Genomic DNA, 17685 nt, shown 5'->3' on the forward strand with positions numbered 1-17685 from the left:
AGTGCTGGCAGCCCGGTCCGCGGAGTGCCATTCGGACCGGGGCAGTGCTCCAGGCCACAGAGGTTGCCGGATAAACGCTGGACAGCGGCCGGTACTCTTGGTTGCTGGCAGCAGTACGATCTCGATCTTGGAGGACCGGCCGTGGCTCTCGTCGTTCAGAAGTACGGAGGATCCTCGCTCGAGTCCGCCGAGCGCATCCGTCGTGTCGCTGAGCGGATCGTGGAGACGAAGAAGCAGGGTCACGAGGTGGTCGTGGTGTGCTCCGCGATGGGCGACACCACCGACGAACTGCTCGATCTCGCCCAGCAGGTCTCCCCCGCACCGCCCGCCCGGGAGCTGGACATGCTGCTCACCTCCGGGGAGCGCATCTCGAACGCCCTGGTGGCCATGGCGATCCACTCGCTCGGCGCGGAGGCCCGCTCGTTCACCGGGTCGCAAGCCGGCGTCATCACCACCGGCGCGCACGGTAACGCGCGGATCATCGACGTCACCCCGTCGCGGCTGCGGCAGGCCCTCGATGAGGGTCAGGTCGTGCTGGTCGCGGGCTTCCAGGGCGTCTCCCAGGACAGCAAGGACGTGACCACGCTCGGTCGCGGCGGTTCCGACACCACGGCGGTGGCGCTGGCGGCGGCCCTGGAGGCCGACGTGTGCGAGATCTACACCGATGTCGACGGCGTCTTCACCGCCGACCCGCGCATCGTCCCCGACGCGCAGAAGCTCGACCAGGTCTCCTTCGAGGAGATGCTGGAGATGGCCGCCTGCGGTTCGAAGGTGCTCATGCTGCGCTGCGTGGAGTACGCCCGCCGCTACAACGTGCCCGTGCACGTGCGGTCCTCGTACACCGACAAGAGCGGCACCTACGTTTACGGATCGATGGAGGACATCCCCTTGGAGAAAGCAATCCTCACCGGCGTCGCGCACGACCGCAGCGAGGCCAAGGTGACCGTCGTGGCGCTGCCGGACGAGCCGGGCTACGCCGCCAAGGTGTTCCGGGCCATCGCCGACGCCGAGATCAACATCGACATGGTGCTGCAGAACATCTCCAAGGTGGAGACGGGCAAGACCGACATCACCTTCACGCTGCCGAAGACCGAGGGCCCGCGCGCGGTGGAGATGCTCACCAAGCAGCAGGGCGAGATCGGCTTCACCCAGGTGCTCTACGACGATCACATCGGCAAGGTGTCACTGGTCGGCGCGGGGATGAAGAGCCATCCCGGTGTCACCGCGACCTTCTGCGAGGCGCTGGCCACCGCCGGCGTCAACATCGACCTGATCTCCACCTCGGAGATCCGGATCTCGGTACTGGTCAGGGACACCGATCTGGACGAGGCCGTGCAGGTGCTGCACCGGGCCTTCGATCTGGGCGGCGACGAGGTGGCGGTCATTCACGCCGGGACGGGGCGCTGACATGATCGGGTCAAGCATGATCGGGTCAAGCGCGGAGGCGGCGGCGGAGCGTAACCACGGAGCGCTCCCGAGCATGTCGAAAGGACGCTGACATGGGCGTACGGGTGGGTGTGGTCGGCGCGACCGGGCAGGTCGGCGCCGTCATGCGGAAGTTGTTGCAGGAGCGCGATTTTCCCGCCGACGAGGTGCGGTTCTTCGCGTCCGCGCGCTCGGCCGGCTCGACGCTGCCGTGGCGCGACGGCGAGATCGTGGTGGAGGACGCCGCGACCGCCGACCCGAGCGGACTGGACGTCGCGCTGTTCTCGGCCGGCGCCACCATGTCGCGGGTGCAGGCGCCGCGGTTCGCCGCCGCCGGGGTGACCGTCATCGACAACTCCTCGGCCTGGCGCAAGGACCCCGAGGTCCCGTTGATCGTCTCCGAGGTGAATCCGGAGCAGGCGCGCAACCTGCCCAAGGGCATCATCGCGAACCCCAACTGCACCACCATGGCCGCCATGCCGGTGCTGAAGCCGCTGCACGACGCCGCGGGCCTGCGCCGCCTGATCGTCTCCAGCTACCAGGCGGTCTCGGGCAGCGGGCTGGCCGGCGTCGAGGAGTTGGCCGGCCAGATCCGCGCGGTGGCCCCCGATATGGAGAAGCTGACCCACGACGGGTCCGCCGCCGTGTTCCCGGCGCCGAAGAAGTACGTCGCTCCGATCGCCTTCAACGTGCTGCCGCTGGCCGGTTCGCTGGTGGACGACGGCTCCGGCGAGACCGACGAGGACCAGAAGCTGCGCCACGAGAGTCGCAAGATCCTCGGCCTCCCCGACTTGCTGGTGAGCGGCACCTGTGTGCGCGTACCGGTCTTCACCGGCCACTCGCTGTCGATCAACGCCGAATTCGCCGAGCCGCTGTCGGTCGAGCGCGCGCGGGAGATCCTGGCCGGCGCCGCCGGCGTCCGGCTCACCGATGTGCCGACCCCCCTGGCCGCCGCCGGCATCGATGAGTCCCTCGTCGGCCGGATCCGCCAGGATCCCGGCGCCCCCTCCGGTCGCGGCCTCGCCCTGTTCGTCTCGGGCGACAACCTCCGAAAGGGCGCTGCCCTCAACACGATTCAGATCGCCGAGGTGTTGCTCACGCAGCGCTGAGCCGAGGCGGGCCGCTCGATCCCTCGCGATCGGGCGGCCTTTTTCGTGCCCCGGAGGGCCTCAGCGCGAACGCAATCCGTCGAAGACGACGGCGAAGGTGCGGCGGCGGCGTTCGGCGTCGAGGCCGGCGGAATGGGCGGCGGTGAAGGCGCCCTGCAGGATTCGCAGGAAGTCGTCGATATCGATGTCGTCGCGGACCGCGCCGTCGCGCTGGGCCCGGCAGAACAACACGTTCAATTCTTCGCGGAATTTCTTTCTGGGAGTTGAGAATTCCAGCGCGCGATCGCCGATCGCTTCCGCCAGATCACGTTTCACGCCACCTTCGGCGACGATCCGGTCCAGGAATCCGAAGAAGGCCGCGCCGGTGTCGTCGGCGTCGGTCAGGGATCGGGCCGCCTCGGTCATCCGCTCGATGTTGTCGAGGATGGCGGCGTGGAAAAGTGCTTCCTTCGTGGGGAAGTGGCGGTAGACCGTGCCCGGCCCGACGCCGGCGCGTCGGGCGATGTCGTCCAGTGGAACCGAAATGCCCTCGGCGGCAAAGGCTTCGCGAGCCGCGGCGAGTACGCGCTCGCGGTTGCGGCGGGCGTCGGCGCGCTGGGTGCGGCGCCCGGCAGTCGCCTCGGGCTTGCTGTCGGTCACAACGGCGAGTGTACCGGCGCGTTGACAAGCGGGGCGATCGTTCCGGATACTTGGCGGGGCGCGCGTTCCGTTTCATTCTTTCCCCGTCCCGGAAGAGGTTTCGTCATGACCCGTACCCCACGCGAACTCGTCGAGCAGATGTTCCACGACCTTCCGGCCCGTGACGCCGACGCCTTCGCGTCGCTGTTCGCGCCGGATGGGGTGTTCGAGATCCCGTTCCCGATCCCCGGCATGCCCACCCGGCTGGTGGGCCCGCAGGCCATCCGTGATCACCTCCGGCAGCGGTGGTCCGGTGGACTGTCGACCATCGAGGTGCACGGCATCCACACGCAGTTCCACGAGACCGCGGATCCGGAGGTGGTCATCGTCGAGAACGAGGTCGACATGACCCGGCCCGGCGTGGGCCGCAGTCGGTCGCACACCTCCGTGAATGTCGTGCGGGTGCGGGACGGGCGCGTGCTGCTGTTCCGCGACTACATGGACACCGGTCGTTTCGCGCGGATTACCCAGGGCGACTAGCGAATTCGAGGTGTCCGCGGGTCCGGGCCCAGGCACACCACCACCAGACAGCCGGGCGGGACGGCGGCGAACGGCGGCGCCAGCGGGGCGTCCAGGCACGACAGCACGTCGCAGCCGGGGTAGGCGTCCGGGCCCACGCCGAAGATCGCCAGCGTCATGTCCGGGTCGAACAGGGTGCGCGGATCCACCCGCCGCTGTAGTTCCACGTACGGGCCGGGATCCGGCACGGGCGGCTCCTCGAAGGCGGCGAACAGCTCCCGGAAGAATTCGTGGCTGAGTTCGGTCGAACCGTTCAGCACCCCGATCGGCCCGGCGACCGACCGGCTGCCGAACGCGCCGGTCCACACCACCGTCAGATCCAGGCTGGGGATGACGAACACGTTCTGCATCCCCAGCCCGGACATCTCGAAGGTGTCCGGGGGCAGGAACGCCGGCATCTCGACGCATCCGCCGCCGGTCCAGAACAAATATCCGTAACAGGGATTGGCGGGTGAGGGTCGTCGCGCCCGGGTCAGGTACGTCCCGGACACGACCTCGGCGGCACCCCACCGCCCGTCGTTGCCGAGCAGCAGGGCGAGTTTGGCCAGATCGTCGGGTGGGATGGTCAGGTGCGCGTAGCCGTAGGTGTGCCCGGCCCGATCCCGTGACCAGTAGTAGTCGCCGGGTTCGATGCCCAGCGGATCGAACAGCTCACGCTGCGCGAATCGCTGCAGCGGCTCGCCGATCGCCAGTTCCGTCACATACGACAGCAGATCGACGTTGCGCTGGCTGTAGGCGAAGGTGGTCCCCGGCGGATGGTCCAGCGGCACGCCGAGCGCCTGCACCGCGCTGTTCGGCTCGATCGGGACGATGCCGGTGATCCCCTCGTTCACCACGGCGACGCGCAGCCCGGAGGTCTCGGTGAGCAGGTTCTCCACCGTGATCGCGCGGTGCGCGGCGTCGCCCAGGCCGGTCGGCAGGTAGCGGTCGATCGGCGCGGCCAGATCGAGCAGGCCCCGATCCCAGGCGATGCCGGCGATCAGGGACACCACGCTCTTGGTGACGCTCCACACGTTCCAGGCGATCTCGCCGGTCCGATCGTTGAGCGGTCCCGCGCCCACGAGACAGCCGTGCCGGAAGACCTGCACGTTGAGGCGGTTGCGGCCGGCGGCCGTCGCCAGTGCGGCAGCCAGCCGCGCGGGATCGAATCCGACCTCCTCGGGGGCTGCGCGCGGCAGGTCGCGCCCGCTGGTCGCCGCGCAGCGGGCCTGGGCCGCGGGCCCGGCGACGGCCGGTGCCGCCGCGGCCGTCGGTGCGATCGAGGTGGCCGTCAGAGTTATCGAGACGGCCGTCACCCAGCCGAGAATGCGCCCCATTTCCGCAGGTTATCGGCGAAAACGGCGCCGATCGGCGCTGCCACGGCCGCCGCGATCGAATCGGGATCCAACCGTCCGGAATACTCGCGCGAATCGGTCGAGCCGGGCGTAAACGGGTATCGACGCGGGTATTCTGGCGAACAAGATCACACGTAACCACATCCCGACGATCCGGTCTGTCCGCCGAAACCGGATACTCTGTTTTGTCTGCTGCTGCGGCGGGAGTCGTTCCGCGCGCGCTGTCGCCGGGCACTCGGCAGCGGCCACCACGCAACGAACATCGGCGATCCGGCGGCCCCGAGGCCGGAGGCGAGCTCGAACGGGAGGCTACCGTGACGTCGCGGGAGGAGATCCTGCGCCGCGTGCGCGACGGGTTGAAAGCATTGCCCGACGACGGCCGCACGGTTCCGGTGCCGCGCGCTTACGGCCGCAACGCCCCGGAACTGACCCCCGAGGACCGCGCGGAGATCGTCGACCTGTTCGCCGAGCGCATGAAGCACAACGGCGCCCAGGTGCACCGCATCACCGAACAGGCCATCGCGGACACCGTGGCCGGCGCGCTGCGCAGCCACAACGTGGCGTCGGTACTGGCGCCGGACGGACTGTCCGAGGACTGGCTGGCCGAATGGGCCACCGGTGCGCAGCACCGGGTGCTGACCGGTCCGGTGGACCATGCCGAGGTGCCCGACGCCGTGCTGACCACATGCGCCGGCGCCGTGGCCGACTCCGGCGCGATCGTGCTCGACGGCGGCGTCGGTCAGGGTGCGCGCGGTGCGTTGCTGCCCAATTGCCATGTGTGCGTGGTGCAGGTCGGGCAGATCGATCCGACGCTGCCCGATGTGCTGGACAAACTCGATCCGCGTCGCCCGATCACCTGGGTCGGCGGCCCCTCCGCGCCCGCCGATCCCGAGAAGGAACGGGCGCACGGCCGGCACAGCATGCGTCAGCTGGTGGTTCTGATCGTCGAATGATCGGTCGCGGGCGACAAAGCGTCCACCACCGGCTTCGATCCCGATCACAAGATCTTCTTAAGGCCGCGCCAAGGGCGCGGCCGCATTGTCTGTATCGACACCGATTCCGGTTCGAAGGAGACAGACGATGACCGCACTCACCTTCGACTGATCCGGTATCTCCGGAACCACCGCACGGGTGGGGTCTCGGGGGCGGCCCGCCGACGAGGGGTGGCGGGTCGCACCCGGCACCGCACCACGTTCCTGCCGTTCGGAGGGGGCGGCAGGAACGCGGCCGCGCGGAACGGATTCGGCCGGCCTGTCCACGAGGGGTGTCAGGCCGGCCGTGTCACCCGAGTTCGTTCGGCCCCGTCGTTCTCGAGGGATGATGGCAGGGACGAGTGGCACGAGGATCGGGAGGGAACGCGATGGACACCGTTGCAGTCTTCATACTGGCCTGCCTGTTCTATTGGTGGGGAATGGTGTAAGCCATCGATAGGACGTAACGTCCTGCACCGCAATCGAAATGAAAGCGACGTGCGGAAAGACGTGTGCGTGCAACACGAGTCGAGCCCCGGTCCGCGCGGACCGGGGCTCGACTCGTGCGGAGACCTATCGATCGGTGGCGGCGCGCACGCCCTCCTCGATGCGTTTGCCGATCTGCGGGTCGACGTTCTTCCAGTACTCGAACACCCGGGACAGCACCGGTTCCCGCACCCCGTCGAGCACATGGCCGATCACGTTGCCCACCAAGCGATCACGCTGTGCGTCGTCGAGCACGTCGCGGACCAGCGTGCCGGCCTGACCGAAATCGTCGTCCTCGGCGTGCCGGACGTAACCCGTGCGGACCAGTTCCGGGTCGAAGCTCCAGCGGCCCTCGTCGCCGGCGGCATTCGGGTCGGCATGCGGTCCGCCGAACGAATTCGGCGCGTACACCGGCACTTCCGGGGCGTTGAAGCCGTGCCGCATCGCGCCCTCCTTGGAGTAGGAGCGCACCTCGGCCGCGTGCGGCCGGTTCGGCGGCAGCTCGGCGTAGTTCGCGCCGATCCGATAGCGGTGCGCGTCGCTGTAGGCGAACACCCGGCCCAGCAGCATCTTGTCCGGTGAGAAGCCGATTCCGGGAACGAGATTCGACGGTTCGAAGGCGGCCTGCTCGATCTCGACGAAGTAGTTCGCCGGGTTGCGGTTCAGTGTCCACCTGCCGACCTCGGTCAGCGGATAGTCGCGGTGCGACCAGATCTTGGTGAGGTCGAAGGGGTTGAAGCGGTAGGACTCCGCCTCGGCGACCGGCATGATCTGCACGTACAGCGTCCAACTGGGGAAGTCGCCGCGCTCGATCGCGTCCCAGAGGTCGCGGCGGTGGTGATCGGCGTCCCGGCCGGCGATCTCGTCCGCCTCGGCCTGGGTGAGGAAGTCGACGCCCTGGTCGGTCTTGAAATGGTATTTCACCCAGAAGCGTTCGCCCGCGGCGTTGGTCCACTGATAGGTGTGCGATCCGTACCCGTTCATGTGGCGATAGGTCTTCGGGATGCCGCGGTCGCCCATCAGCCAGGTCACCTGGTGTGCGGATTCCGGGCGCAGCGTCCAGAAGTCCCACTGCATGTTGTGGTCGCGAAGTCCGTTGCCCGGCAACCGCTTCTGCGAGCGGATGAAGTCGGGGAATTTGATCGCGTCCCGGATGAAGAAGACCGGGGTGTTGTTGCCGACGAGGTCGTAGTTGCCGTCGGGGGTGTAGAACTTGACCGCGAAACCCCGGGGGTCGCGCCAGGTGTCGGGGCTGCCCTGCTCGCCGGCGACGGTGGAGAACCGCGCCAGTGACGCGGTGCGCGCACCGGGGGCGAAGAGTTTCGCGGAGGTGTAGCGGCTCACGTCGCCGGTGACCACCAATTCACCGTGTGCGCCCGCGCCTTTCGCGTGCACCACGCGTTCCGGCACGCGCTCGCGGTTGAACTGGGCCAGCTTCTCGATCAGGTAGAAGTCGTGCAGGGCGACGGGTCCCTGCGGGCCCGCGGTCAGCGATTCGTCGTCGCTGGCGACCGGGATACCGCTGTTGGTCGTGGTCGGCTCGGATGTCGTCATTCGGAACCCTCCTAGGGCCGGCGGGCAACCTCCTCGATCGGAGAGCTGCCGGATTTCTCGGGGGCGGATGTACTGTCCGCCCGGCAGTTCGGGCACAGGCCCCAATACACGACCTCGGCCTCGTCGACCGCGAAACCGTGCGCGTCCGACGGATCGAGACACGGGGCATGTCCGACGGCGCAGTCGACATCGGCGACCGTGCCGCAACTTCTGCACACCAGGTGGTGGTGGTTGTCCCCGATCCGCGCCTCGTACAAGGCGGCGGAGCCGGCCGGTTCGATGCGGCGCAGCAGCCCGGCGTTGACGCAGGCGTGCAGGACGTCGTAGATCGCCTGGGTCGACACCGTGCCGAGCGCCTCCCGAACCCGGGCAGCCACCTGGTCGGCATCCGAATGCGGTTGGGTCACAACAGCATCCAGCACCGCCACCCGCGGGGCCGTGACCCGCAGGCCGACCGCGCGTAAGCGTTCGCGCGGATCGAATCCGCTGATGTGCATGACCATGAGTATGCCCCTATTCTGGAATAAGTCAAGAAAAGACCGGTCGGTTACTTTCGGCCGGATCACGCCACCGCGACCCGGGCCGGGGGTACCCCGCCGGAGAGCAATCACCCGGCGACCAGGGCGAACGGGAGCATGCTCATCGTCCAGTGTGCGCCGTCGCGCGGTCCGCACGGACGGATGGGGTTGTGTGCGTGGCGATGCCCACAGTCCACGGTGCGTGCCCATGATCACGCACACGACCGCACCGCGGGCCTCGGGTGCCCGCGGTGCGGTGTGGGGAGGTGGTGGCGCGCCGGGCCGGTCAGTCCTGCGGGCGGCCGCCGCAGCCGGCGTCGTGCTCCAGGACCCGCAGCGAACCGGTCACCGCGACCTCGCGGAATCGGCCGCTGTCCAACGCCTTCCGATAGATGTGGTAGGGCGCGCGGCCGCCGTCGGCGGGATCGGGGAAGACGTCGTGGATGGCCAGCGCGCCGCCGGCCGCGACCCAGTGCGCCCAGTTGTCGTAATCGCGTTGCGCCGCTTCCTCGGTATGACCGCCGTCGATGAACAGCAGCCGGATCGGCGCGCGCCAGATCCGGGCGACGGTGACCGACGCGCCGACGATGCCCACGACGCTGTCGCCGAGGCCGGCGCGGACGATCGCGCGGCGGAAGGCGGGCACGGTGTCGAACCGCCCGGTCTCGGGGTCGACCATCGTGGTGTCGTGGTACTCCCACCCGGGCTGATGCTCCTCGGAGCCGTGGTGGTGATCGATCGTGTACACCACCGCTCCGGTCTCGCGGGCGGCCGCGCCGAGGTAGATCGACGACTTTCCGCAATAGGTGCCGATTTCCACGATCGTCCCGTCGCCGGCGTATCGGCGGGCGGCCTCGTAGAGCGCCTCGCCCTCGGCCGGCGGCATGAAACCGGTGGTTTGCTCCGCGAGCCGGAACAGTTCCCGGGTGTCGGGGGAAATGGCGGATTGCGCGCGAGTCATCAGCTGTGAAACCTTTCCTCCGCCCGGCCGGGCGGTGATTGCCGGGAGGCGGGTGAGTTGCCCCCGAAGCGGCACCATAGTAGCATCTGGACACGTGTCCGATCCCGTTTCCACCGGGCCCGGCCCGGCGGCTGTCCCGGTGAATCTGGAGGCCACCCGGCGGCGCCTCACCGAGAAACAGGCCGATACCGTCGACCGATTGACGCGGGCCGCGCTGGAAGTGCTGTCGCGCGAGGGTTTCGCGGGTCTCACCGTGCGCATGGTGGCCTCGGCGGCGGGAGTCGGCACGGCGACGGCCTATACCTATTTCTCCTCCAAGGAACACGTCGTCGCCGAGGTTTTCTGGCGGCGGCTCGCGGCCGCGCCGGAACCGCCGCAGGACGGTGACCGGACCACGCGGGCGGTGGCGGTGCTGCGGCAGATCGCGATGCTGGTCGCGGACGAACCGGCGCTGGCCGGGGCCGTCACCAGCGCGCTGCTGGGCACCGATCCGGACGCCGCGCATCTGCGGCTGCGGATCGGGGCCGAGATCCGGCGTCGACTGCTGCTCGCCCTCGGGCCGGATCCCGATCTCGACATCGTGGAGACACTGGAACTGCTCTATGCCGGCGCACTGGTCCGGGCCGGCGTCGGATACGTGTCCTATGTGGAAATCGCGGACCGGCTGGAGAAATCGGCCCGGCAGGTGCTGCCGGGCTGAACGCCGGTTCGCGGGATCAGAGCACCGATTCGATCGCGGCGATCACCGTCGGATCCTTCGGTTCGGTGCGCGGCCGGAAACGGCCCACCACCTTGCCGTCACGATCGACGACGAACTTCTCGAAATTCCACTGGATATCGCCGGCGGAACCCTCGGCGTCCGGGGTCCGCACCAATTCCTGATACAGCGGATCCCGGTCCTCGCCGTTGACGTCGACCTTCGCCAGCAGGGGGAAATCCACGCCGTAGGTGGTCGAGCAGAATTCCTGGATTTCCGCGGCGGTGCCGGGCTCCTGGCCCATGAATTGGTTGCAGGGCACGCCCACGACGGAGAATCCGCGCGGGCCGTAGGTCTGCTGCAATTCGACCAGGCCGGTGTATTGCGGGGTGAGGCCGCAGCGGGAGGCCACGTTCACCACCAGCAGGGCCTTGTCGCCGACGAGGTCGGCGAGGGTGGTGGGGTCGTCGGACAGGGTGCGTACCGGGATCTCGCGAATGGTCACGGAACCCGATCCTAGTTTTCCGGAAGCTGAGAGAACAGCTCCGTTTCGCTGCGCGCCTTGTCAGTAGTAGGCGACGCGCCAGTGCTTGATGCCGTTGATCCAGCCGTGCCGCAGCCGTTGCGGTTCGGCGAGCTGGCGCAGGTCGGGCATGGTGTCGGCGATGGCGTTGAACATCAGGTCGATCTCCAGCCGGGCCAGATTCGCGCCCACGCAGTAGTGCGCGCCGGTGCCGCCGAACCCGACGTGCGGGTTGGGATCGCGCAGGACATCGAAGGCGAACGGGTCCTCGAACACCGTCTCGTCGAAATTGGCCGAGCTGTAGAACAATCCGAGCCGTTGCCCCGCGGCGACGGCCTGCCCGCCGAGTTCGTGATCCGCGGTCGCGGTGCGCTGGAACGCGCTCACCGGCGTCGCCCAGCGCACGATCTCGTCCGCGGCGGTGCCGGGCCGCTGCTCGCGGAACAGCTCCCACTGGCCGGGATGGTCGACGAACGCCTTCATCCCGGCCGTGATCGCGTTGCGGGTGGTCTCGTTGCCCGCCACCGTCAGCAGGATCACGAAGAATCCGAACTCGTCGGAACCCAATGCCTCCCCGTCGATGTCGGCCGACACCAGCCGGCTGACGATGTCGTCGAGCGGCCGGGCCCGGCGCTGTTCGGCCATGTTCCAGGCGTAGCCGAGCAATTCGGCGTTGGCCGTGACGGATTCGCCGGCGAACTCCGGATCCTCGGTGTTCATCAGCTTGTTCGACCACTCGAACAGCCGGTGCCGATCGTCCTGTGGGACGCCGAGCAGATCGGCGATGGCCTGCAACGGCAGTTCCGCGGCGACCTGTGCCACGAAATCGCCACCACCGGACTCCTTGGCGGCCAGCACGATTCGCTCCGCTCGCTCGGTCAGCGCGGCGCGCAGGCTCTCCACCGCGCGGGGGGTGAAGCCCTGGGAGACGATCCGCCGGATCTTGGTGTGCTTGGGCGGATCCATGTTCACGAGCAGGGCCTCGGTGGTGAGTTCCAGCTGCTCGTGGGTGGTGTAGACGGGCATCCGGATGATCGCGCCGTTGCGGTTCGACGAGTAGAGCTCCGGGTGCCGCGAAATCTCCTTGACGTCCTCGTGCCGGCTCACCACCCAGTAGCCGCCGTCGTGGAACGGCGCCGAATCCTCGTCGGCCAGCGCGTTCCACCACACGCCGGCGGTCCGGCGCAGTGCGGCGAATTCCGCGGCGGGGGTGCGCGACTCCCACAGATCCGGATCGGTGAAGTTGAATCCGGCCGGGAGCTGGGGGTCGGACGAGGATGGAACTGGCACGGCTTCCTCCTGTTGGCGCAGCGCCGCGCCGACAATGGAAATGAAACATGTTCTACGTCGATTGAACCATGGGAGTGCTGGTCAGCGTAGGGAATTGCGCGTTCGGAAGTGCCGACTTTCGATGGTGCCGAGTGGCAGTATCTTCACCAAGATTAGAACTTGTTCTAGAGTGATCCGAGGCGGGTGCCGCACTGTGCGGTACGGCGGCCCGCGGCGACAACTCCGACCGATCAGCGAGGACCATCGACCATGACCGACTCAGCGCGCACCCAGTCGTCCGCCTCCGAGGCCGATTACGTCGTCATCGGCGCGGGCAGCGCCGGTGCCACCGTGGCGAGCCGGCTCGCCGAGACCGGTGCCGCCGTCATCCTGCTCGAGGCGGGCCGCAAGGACAACACTCGGTTGGTGACCAGCCCGGGCATGATCACGATGGTGCACACCGTGCCGCAGCTGAAGCACCGGGTGACGTGGTCGCAGTACTCGGTTCCGCAGAAGCACGCCAACGAGCGGACGATCCCGATGACCCGCGGCCGGGTGCTCGGCGGCTCCAGCTCGGTCAACGGCATGCTGTTCGTCCGCGGCAACAAGGCCAACTTCGACTCCTGGGCCGCCGAGGGTTGCGAGGGCTGGAGCTACGAGGACGTGCTGCCCGCCTACAAGCGGCTGGAGAACTGGGAGGGCGGCTCCGACGACTTCCGCGGCTCCGGCGGCCCGATCGAGGTGACCCGGCAGAAGGAGCTCACCCCGATCGCCCAGGAGTTCATCGCCGCCGCCACCGAGACGCTGGGCGCGCCCCGGATCGCCGACTACAACGGCGAATCCCAGGAGGGCATCAGCATTTTCCAGCAGAGCGTCCGGGACGGCCTGCGCTACAGCTCCGCTCGCGGATACCTGACCAACCGGTCGAATCCGACCCTCACCGTGGTGACCGGCGCGCACGTGGCGCGCGTGGTGGTGGAGAACGGCCGCGCCACCGGCGTCGAGGTGATCGAGGGCGGCTCCCGCCGGATCATCCGGGCCGGCAAGGAGGTCGTGGTCTCCGGCGGGGTGATGGCGTCGGCGCAGATCCTGATGCTGTCCGGGATCGGCCCGGCCGGGCATCTGCGTGATCTCGGCATCGACGTGCACGCGGACCTGCCCGTCGGCCAGAACCTGCACGACCACCTGTTCGTGCCGATGACCTACATCTCGAAGAAGGCGCTGCACCGCGGCATTCCGTCGCACTTCGCCGCCGGCGTGCTGCAGGAGACGCTGCGCCGCGGCAGTTCCTGGTTCGGCCGCACCGTGTTCGAGGTGGCCGGGTTCGTGCGCACCCGGTTCGCCAAGGACGTGCCCGACATGCAGATCCACACGCTGCCGTGGTCCTACCCGAGCCCGAACCAGGACGAGGACAAGCTGCACATGGTGGATCGCCGGCAGGCGATGACGATCTTCCCCACCCTGATCTACCCGAAGAGTCGCGGCGAATTGCGGCTGGCCTCGGCCGATCCGCTGCAGGCGCCGCTGATCGACCCCGGCTACCTGTCCGATCCGGCCGACGCGGACTTCCTGATCGAGGGCATCCGGTTGATCCGGGAGGTGATGGCCCACAAGACCATTGCCGGTTCGGTCACCGAGGAGCTCTCGCCCGGACCCGATTTCGCGGACGAGACCGCGCTGCGGCGGGAACTGCCCAACCGCATCCACTCGGTCTACCACCCGGTCGGCACCTGCCGGATGGGTGCCGACGAGCGCGCGGTGGTCGATCCGCAGCTGCGGGTGCGCGGCATCGAGGGCCTGCGGGTCGCCGACGCCTCGATCATGCCGAGCATCACCGGCGGCAACACCAACGCGCCGTGCTACATGATCGGTGAGAAGGCGGCGGAGTTCATCACCGCGGGGTGATACCCGGCGGTCGGCGGTGTGTCGTCGTTCGTGACGCGAATGCCTGGTTCTAGCATGTGGCGCCATGACCGTGGTTGCGGACGTGCTGGTGGTGCTGGTCGCGCTGATCCACTGCTACATCCTGGTGCTGGAGATGTTCCTGTGGCGCGGACCGCGTGCGCGCGACATCTTCGGCACCACCGCCGAATTCGCCGCCGAGACCAGCGCGTTGGCCGCGAATCAGGGGCTGTACAACGGCTTTCTGGCGGCCGGGCTGTTCTGGAGCCTGGCCGCCGGGCACGCCGGGTTCTCGTTCAAGGTGTTCTTCCTGCTGTGCGTGATCGTCGCCGGGGTGTACGGCACCGTCAACGGCGCGAGCCGCGCCTGGTTCGCGCAGTCGCTGCCCGCGGCGATCGCGTTGATCGCCGTTGTGATCGCGGGCTGACCCGGACTCGCCCGCCGGCACGGTGACGTCGCAGGCCGGACGCGAGGCCCGGTGAGCTGTGACACGGCGCCGTCCGGCCGGGTCCGCGTCGCTCAGGGGCGGGAACCCACACAGTCGCAGGCGAAACCGGCGGCCGTGACGTCGACGTTCGTGGCGAAGTCGCGGAAGACCCCGTTGCCGCCGGTGGTGCGGGACAGCGCGTCGGCCGCCAGGATCATCGCGGCGCCGGTCCAGGTCGTGCGCTCCTCCGGCCAGCGCTTGCCGTCGGCGAATACCAGTCCCGTCCAATAGGATCCGTCGGACTCCCGCAGGTGCTGCATGGCGGCGAGCAGGCGCCGGGCCCGGGTCCGGTCGCCGAGGGTGTCCAATGCCAGCACCAATTCACAGGTTTCGGCCCCGGTCACCCACGGCCGGTCGTCGACGCAGCGGATGCCGAGGTCGCCGACCACGAAATCGTCCCAGCGCGAGTCGATCCGGGCCGTCCCGTCCGGGCCGTGGAACGCGCCGCACAGCACCGGGTAGTACCAGTCCATCGAGTACCGGTCCTTGACGGCGAAGGCGTCCGGGTGATGCCGGACAGCGTGGCCGAGCCGCAACGCCGCCACCTCCCATTCCGGTTGTGCGACACCGAGCAGATCGGCCAGCGCCAGCGCGGCGCGGATACTGTGGAACATGCTCGCGCAGCCGGTCAGCAGCGCTTCCGCGGCGATACCGGACTCGGTTCGCAGCCAATGAATTTCGCCGTTGCGGCCGCGCTGCATCGAGATCACGTAGTCGATCGCGGCGCGCACGTGCGGCCACATCCGAACCGCGAAGCGCCGATCGCCGGTGCAGGCGACGTAGTGCCACACCCCGGTCGCGAGATAGCCGCAGAAGTTGGTGTCGGCGTCCGCGTTCTCGATCACACCGGCCCGGAACTGCGACGGCCAGGAACCGTCCGGCCGCTGGGTGCGGGCCGACCAGTCGTACGCCGCGCGAGCGGCGTCCAGCAGTCCGGCGGCGGTGAGCGCCATCGCGCTCTCCACATGGTCCCAGGGATCGGTGTGGCCGCCGGTGAACCAGGGGATCGCGCCGTCGGATTCCTGTGCGGCGGCGATGGATTCGGCGGTGCGCAGGCATTGGGCAGTGGTCAGTACCCCCGGTAGGGCGGGTGGTTCAGAGCCGGGCACCGCGCACCGCCGGCTTCGAGAAGTACAGGGCGACACTCTTGCCCAGCAGCGGATCGAGCGCGGTCTCGGCGAGCCGCGTGACCGCTGGCCTCTTCATCATGTCCCAGACCAGCAGCCGATGATAGGCGGCGACCGCCGGGTGGTCGTCGTTGCGCACTCCCACAGCGCATTTCAACCACCAGTAGGGTGCGTGCAGGGCATGGGCGTGCGCACTGTGCACGAATCGCACGCCCCGATCGGTGATCTTGCGGCGCAGCTCGCCGGCCCGGTAGATCCGGACGTGGCCGCCCTCGTTGGCGTGGTACTCGTCGGACAGCAGCCAGCAGATCCGTTCCGGCAGCCAGCGCGGCACCGTGACCGCCAGTGTGCCACCGGGTTTCAGCACCCGGATCAGTTCGGCGATCGCGCGCTCGTCCTCGGGGACGTGTTCCAGGATCTCCGAGGCGATCACCACATCGAATTCGCCGTCGGCGTACGGGAGCGCCAGCGCGTCACCTTGTACCGCTTCGGCTTTCGCGTGGTCCGGCGCCTCGCGCGCCTCGGCCAGCGCGCCGAACATCAGTTTCACGTCGGCGAGATCGTCCGCGTTCTGATCGAAGGCCACGACATCGGCCCCGCGCCGATATGCCTCGAAACTGTGCCGGCCCTGACCGCAGCCCACGTCGATGACCCGTACGCCGGGACCCACCCGGAGCCGATCGAAGTCCACGGTCAGCATGCCTGTGCCTCCTCGGCGCCGGAGTGCCCGGCGATCGTGCCGGGTGGACTCGAGCGCAGGGCGTTCGAATCGCGCGGATCCGGGTCGGTCGTGATGCCGCCGACGGCTGCCGCCGGGCCGCCGGGTCCGGTCGAACGACCCGGTCCGGCCGGGCCGTGGCCCGTGCGCGGCTGTTCCGGTGGCCGTGGCCGCGAATGCCCGGCGTGCCGCGCGATCGCCTCCTCGTAGATCGAGACCGTCTGTGCCGCAACCGATTCCCAGCTGTACACGGACAGCGCCCGGCGGCGTCCGGCCGTGCCGAGGCGGGCCGTGCGGCCCGGATCGGCGAGCAGGTCACCGATCGCGGCCGCCAATTCCCCGACGTTGCCGGGCTCGACCAGGACCGCGCAATCGCCGACCACCTCGGGCAGCGCACCGGCGCGGCTGACCACCAGGGCGGCGCCGCTGGCCATCGCCTCCACCGCGGGCAGGGAGAAGCCCTCGTACATCGAGGGGATGCAGACGATCTCGGCGGAGCTGAGCAGGAAGGCCAGTTCGTTGTCGGACAGTCCGGCGGCGACGGTGACCACGTCCGACAGGCCCAGTTCCGCGATGAGTTTCTCGGTCGGGCCGTCCGGTTCCAGCTTGGCGACCAGGCGCAGATCGATCTCGTAGGTGCCGCGCAGCCGGGCCACCGCGCGCAGCAGATGCGCGATCCCCTTGAGCGGCTTGTCCGCACTGGCCACCGCGACGATCCGGCCGGGCACCCGCAGCCGCGGCCGGGGCCGGAACAGGCCGGTGTCGACCCCGAGCGGCACCACCCGCAACTGTCCCGCGTCGACCCCGAAATCGCCGGCGATGTCGGCCGCCGAGGAGGACGACACGGTGATCAGCTCCGGGATCTGCCGCGCCACGCGCTGCTGCATGCCGAGGAATCCGTACCAGCGGTGCACGAACGGCCGCCGCCACCAGCGCGCGGCCGCCAGATCGACCGCGCGGTCCCGGGTGATCGGGTGATGGACGGTGGCCACCAGCGGCAGGTGCCGTGCGATGTCGAGCAGCCCGCTGCCGAGGCACTGATTGTCGTGCACGACGTCGAAATCGCCCGTGCGCGAGCGCAACAGACGCGCGGCGCGCAGGCTGAAGGTGCGCGGCTCCGGAAATCCGGACGTCCACATGGTGCCCAGTTCGAGCAGATCGATCCGATCGCGGAGCTCGCCGGGCCGCGGCGTGCGGAACGGATCGGGTTCGCGGTACAGGTCGAGACTGGGCACCTCCGTCAGCCGCACCCGGGGATCGAGTACCTCCGGATACGGCTGCCCCGAGAACACCTCGACCTCGTGTCCCAGCTCGGCCAGGCCGTGACTGAGATACCGGACGTAGACCCCCTGTCCGCCACAGTGGGTCTTGCTGCGATACGACAGCAGGGCGATACGCACAGGGGGC

The 17685-nt window shown here is 68.9% G+C and carries 17 protein-coding genes; 7 read left to right on the forward strand and 10 right to left on the reverse strand.

Going from position 1 to position 17685, the window contains the following annotated elements; genetic code table 11:
• Positions 1–141 precede the first annotated feature (141 nt).
• Both NRB56_RS35515 and NRB56_RS35520 read left to right on the forward strand, forming a co-directional pair.
• Positions 142–1407, forward strand: a complete 1266-nt coding sequence (locus NRB56_RS35515; protein ID WP_319944004.1) for an aspartate kinase — start codon at positions 142–144, stop codon at positions 1405–1407.
• 92 nt (positions 1408–1499) lie between these two features.
• A complete protein-coding gene (locus NRB56_RS35520; protein WP_153348751.1) occupies positions 1500–2534 on the forward strand; it encodes an aspartate-semialdehyde dehydrogenase in 1035 nt (344 codons plus the stop codon).
• 60 nt (positions 2535–2594) lie between these two features.
• On the opposite strand, the gene NRB56_RS35525 is transcribed toward NRB56_RS35520, so the two are convergent.
• Complete coding sequence (locus tag NRB56_RS35525) at positions 2595–3173, reverse strand: TetR/AcrR family transcriptional regulator (protein ID WP_319944005.1); 579 nt, start codon at positions 3171–3173, stop codon at positions 2595–2597.
• A gap of 105 nt (positions 3174–3278) precedes the next feature.
• Between NRB56_RS35525 and NRB56_RS35530 the strand changes: the two genes are divergently transcribed.
• Positions 3279–3692, forward strand: a complete 414-nt coding sequence (locus NRB56_RS35530; RefSeq protein ID WP_153348752.1) for a nuclear transport factor 2 family protein — start codon at positions 3279–3281, stop codon at positions 3690–3692.
• Here the strand turns inward: NRB56_RS35530 and NRB56_RS35535 are convergent.
• Positions 3689–5047 carry a serine hydrolase domain-containing protein gene (locus NRB56_RS35535; RefSeq protein WP_153348753.1) on the reverse strand — a complete coding sequence of 453 codons (1359 nt, stop codon included), beginning with the start codon at positions 5045–5047 and terminating at the stop codon, positions 3689–3691. The genes NRB56_RS35530 and NRB56_RS35535 overlap by 4 nt on opposite strands.
• A gap of 332 nt (positions 5048–5379) precedes the next feature.
• Here NRB56_RS35535 and NRB56_RS35540 point away from each other — a divergent pair, with 332 nt between their 5' ends.
• Entirely contained in the window at positions 5380–6018 is a 639-nt protein-coding gene (locus tag NRB56_RS35540; RefSeq protein ID WP_319944006.1) for a LutC/YkgG family protein, read from the forward strand.
• A gap of 591 nt (positions 6019–6609) precedes the next feature.
• On the opposite strand, the gene NRB56_RS35545 is transcribed toward NRB56_RS35540, so the two are convergent.
• The 3 genes from NRB56_RS35545 to NRB56_RS35555 all read right to left on the reverse strand — a co-directional run bounded on the left by NRB56_RS35545 (position 6610) and on the right by NRB56_RS35555 (position 9555).
• Entirely contained in the window at positions 6610–8076 is a 1467-nt protein-coding gene (locus NRB56_RS35545; protein ID WP_153348754.1) for a catalase, read from the reverse strand.
• Positions 8077–8087: 11 nt separating this feature from the next.
• The gene (locus NRB56_RS35550) at positions 8088–8579 is read right to left on the reverse strand and encodes a Fur family transcriptional regulator (protein WP_153348755.1); all 492 of its coding nucleotides are present in this window, start codon (positions 8577–8579) and stop codon (positions 8088–8090) included.
• A gap of 301 nt (positions 8580–8880) precedes the next feature.
• Positions 8881–9555: a class I SAM-dependent methyltransferase gene (locus NRB56_RS35555; RefSeq protein WP_153348756.1), complete on the reverse strand. Its 675-nt coding sequence runs from the start codon at positions 9553–9555 to the stop codon at positions 8881–8883.
• A 139-nt stretch (positions 9556–9694) separates the two neighbouring features.
• Between NRB56_RS35555 and NRB56_RS35560 the strand changes: the two genes are divergently transcribed.
• On the forward strand, positions 9695–10255 hold the full coding sequence (locus tag NRB56_RS35560; protein ID WP_319944017.1) for a TetR/AcrR family transcriptional regulator: 561 nt from the start codon (positions 9695–9697) through the stop codon (positions 10253–10255).
• A gap of 16 nt (positions 10256–10271) precedes the next feature.
• Here the strand turns inward: NRB56_RS35560 and NRB56_RS35565 are convergent, their stop codons facing one another.
• Both NRB56_RS35565 and NRB56_RS35570 read right to left on the reverse strand, forming a co-directional pair.
• Positions 10272–10757 (reverse strand): glutathione peroxidase, encoded by a 486-nt coding sequence (locus NRB56_RS35565; protein ID WP_319944007.1) that lies wholly within the window; start codon positions 10755–10757, stop codon positions 10272–10274.
• A gap of 60 nt (positions 10758–10817) precedes the next feature.
• A complete protein-coding gene (locus tag NRB56_RS35570; RefSeq protein WP_319944008.1) occupies positions 10818–12065 on the reverse strand; it encodes a cytochrome P450 in 1248 nt (415 codons plus the stop codon).
• 249 nt (positions 12066–12314) lie between these two features.
• Between NRB56_RS35570 and NRB56_RS35575 the strand changes: the two genes are divergently transcribed.
• A complete protein-coding gene (locus tag NRB56_RS35575) occupies positions 12315–13949 on the forward strand; it encodes a GMC family oxidoreductase (protein WP_153348758.1) in 1635 nt (544 codons plus the stop codon).
• Between the two features lie 64 nt (positions 13950–14013).
• The gene (locus NRB56_RS35580; protein ID WP_153348759.1) at positions 14014–14373 is read left to right on the forward strand and encodes a DUF1304 domain-containing protein; all 360 of its coding nucleotides are present in this window, start codon (positions 14014–14016) and stop codon (positions 14371–14373) included.
• Between the two features lie 92 nt (positions 14374–14465).
• Here NRB56_RS35580 and NRB56_RS35585 read toward each other — a convergent pair whose 3' ends face one another.
• Genes NRB56_RS35585 through NRB56_RS35595 form a run of 3 tightly spaced genes read right to left on the reverse strand, consistent with a single transcriptional unit; the run spans position 14466 to position 17678 of the window.
• Entirely contained in the window at positions 14466–15542 is a 1077-nt protein-coding gene (locus NRB56_RS35585) for a glucosidase family protein (RefSeq protein WP_319944009.1), read from the reverse strand.
• Positions 15529–16260, reverse strand: a complete 732-nt coding sequence (locus tag NRB56_RS35590) for a class I SAM-dependent methyltransferase (protein WP_153348760.1) — start codon at positions 16258–16260, stop codon at positions 15529–15531. Before NRB56_RS35590 ends, NRB56_RS35585 begins: the two co-directional genes overlap by 14 nt.
• The gene (locus NRB56_RS35595; RefSeq protein ID WP_319944010.1) at positions 16254–17678 is read right to left on the reverse strand and encodes a glycosyltransferase; all 1425 of its coding nucleotides are present in this window, start codon (positions 17676–17678) and stop codon (positions 16254–16256) included. Before NRB56_RS35595 ends, NRB56_RS35590 begins: the two co-directional genes overlap by 7 nt.
• Positions 17679–17685: the final 7 nt, after the last annotated feature.

This window comes from Nocardia aurantia, from assembly GCF_009604425.1.
Classification (GTDB): Bacteria; Actinomycetota; Actinomycetes; order Mycobacteriales; family Mycobacteriaceae; genus Nocardia; species Nocardia aurantia.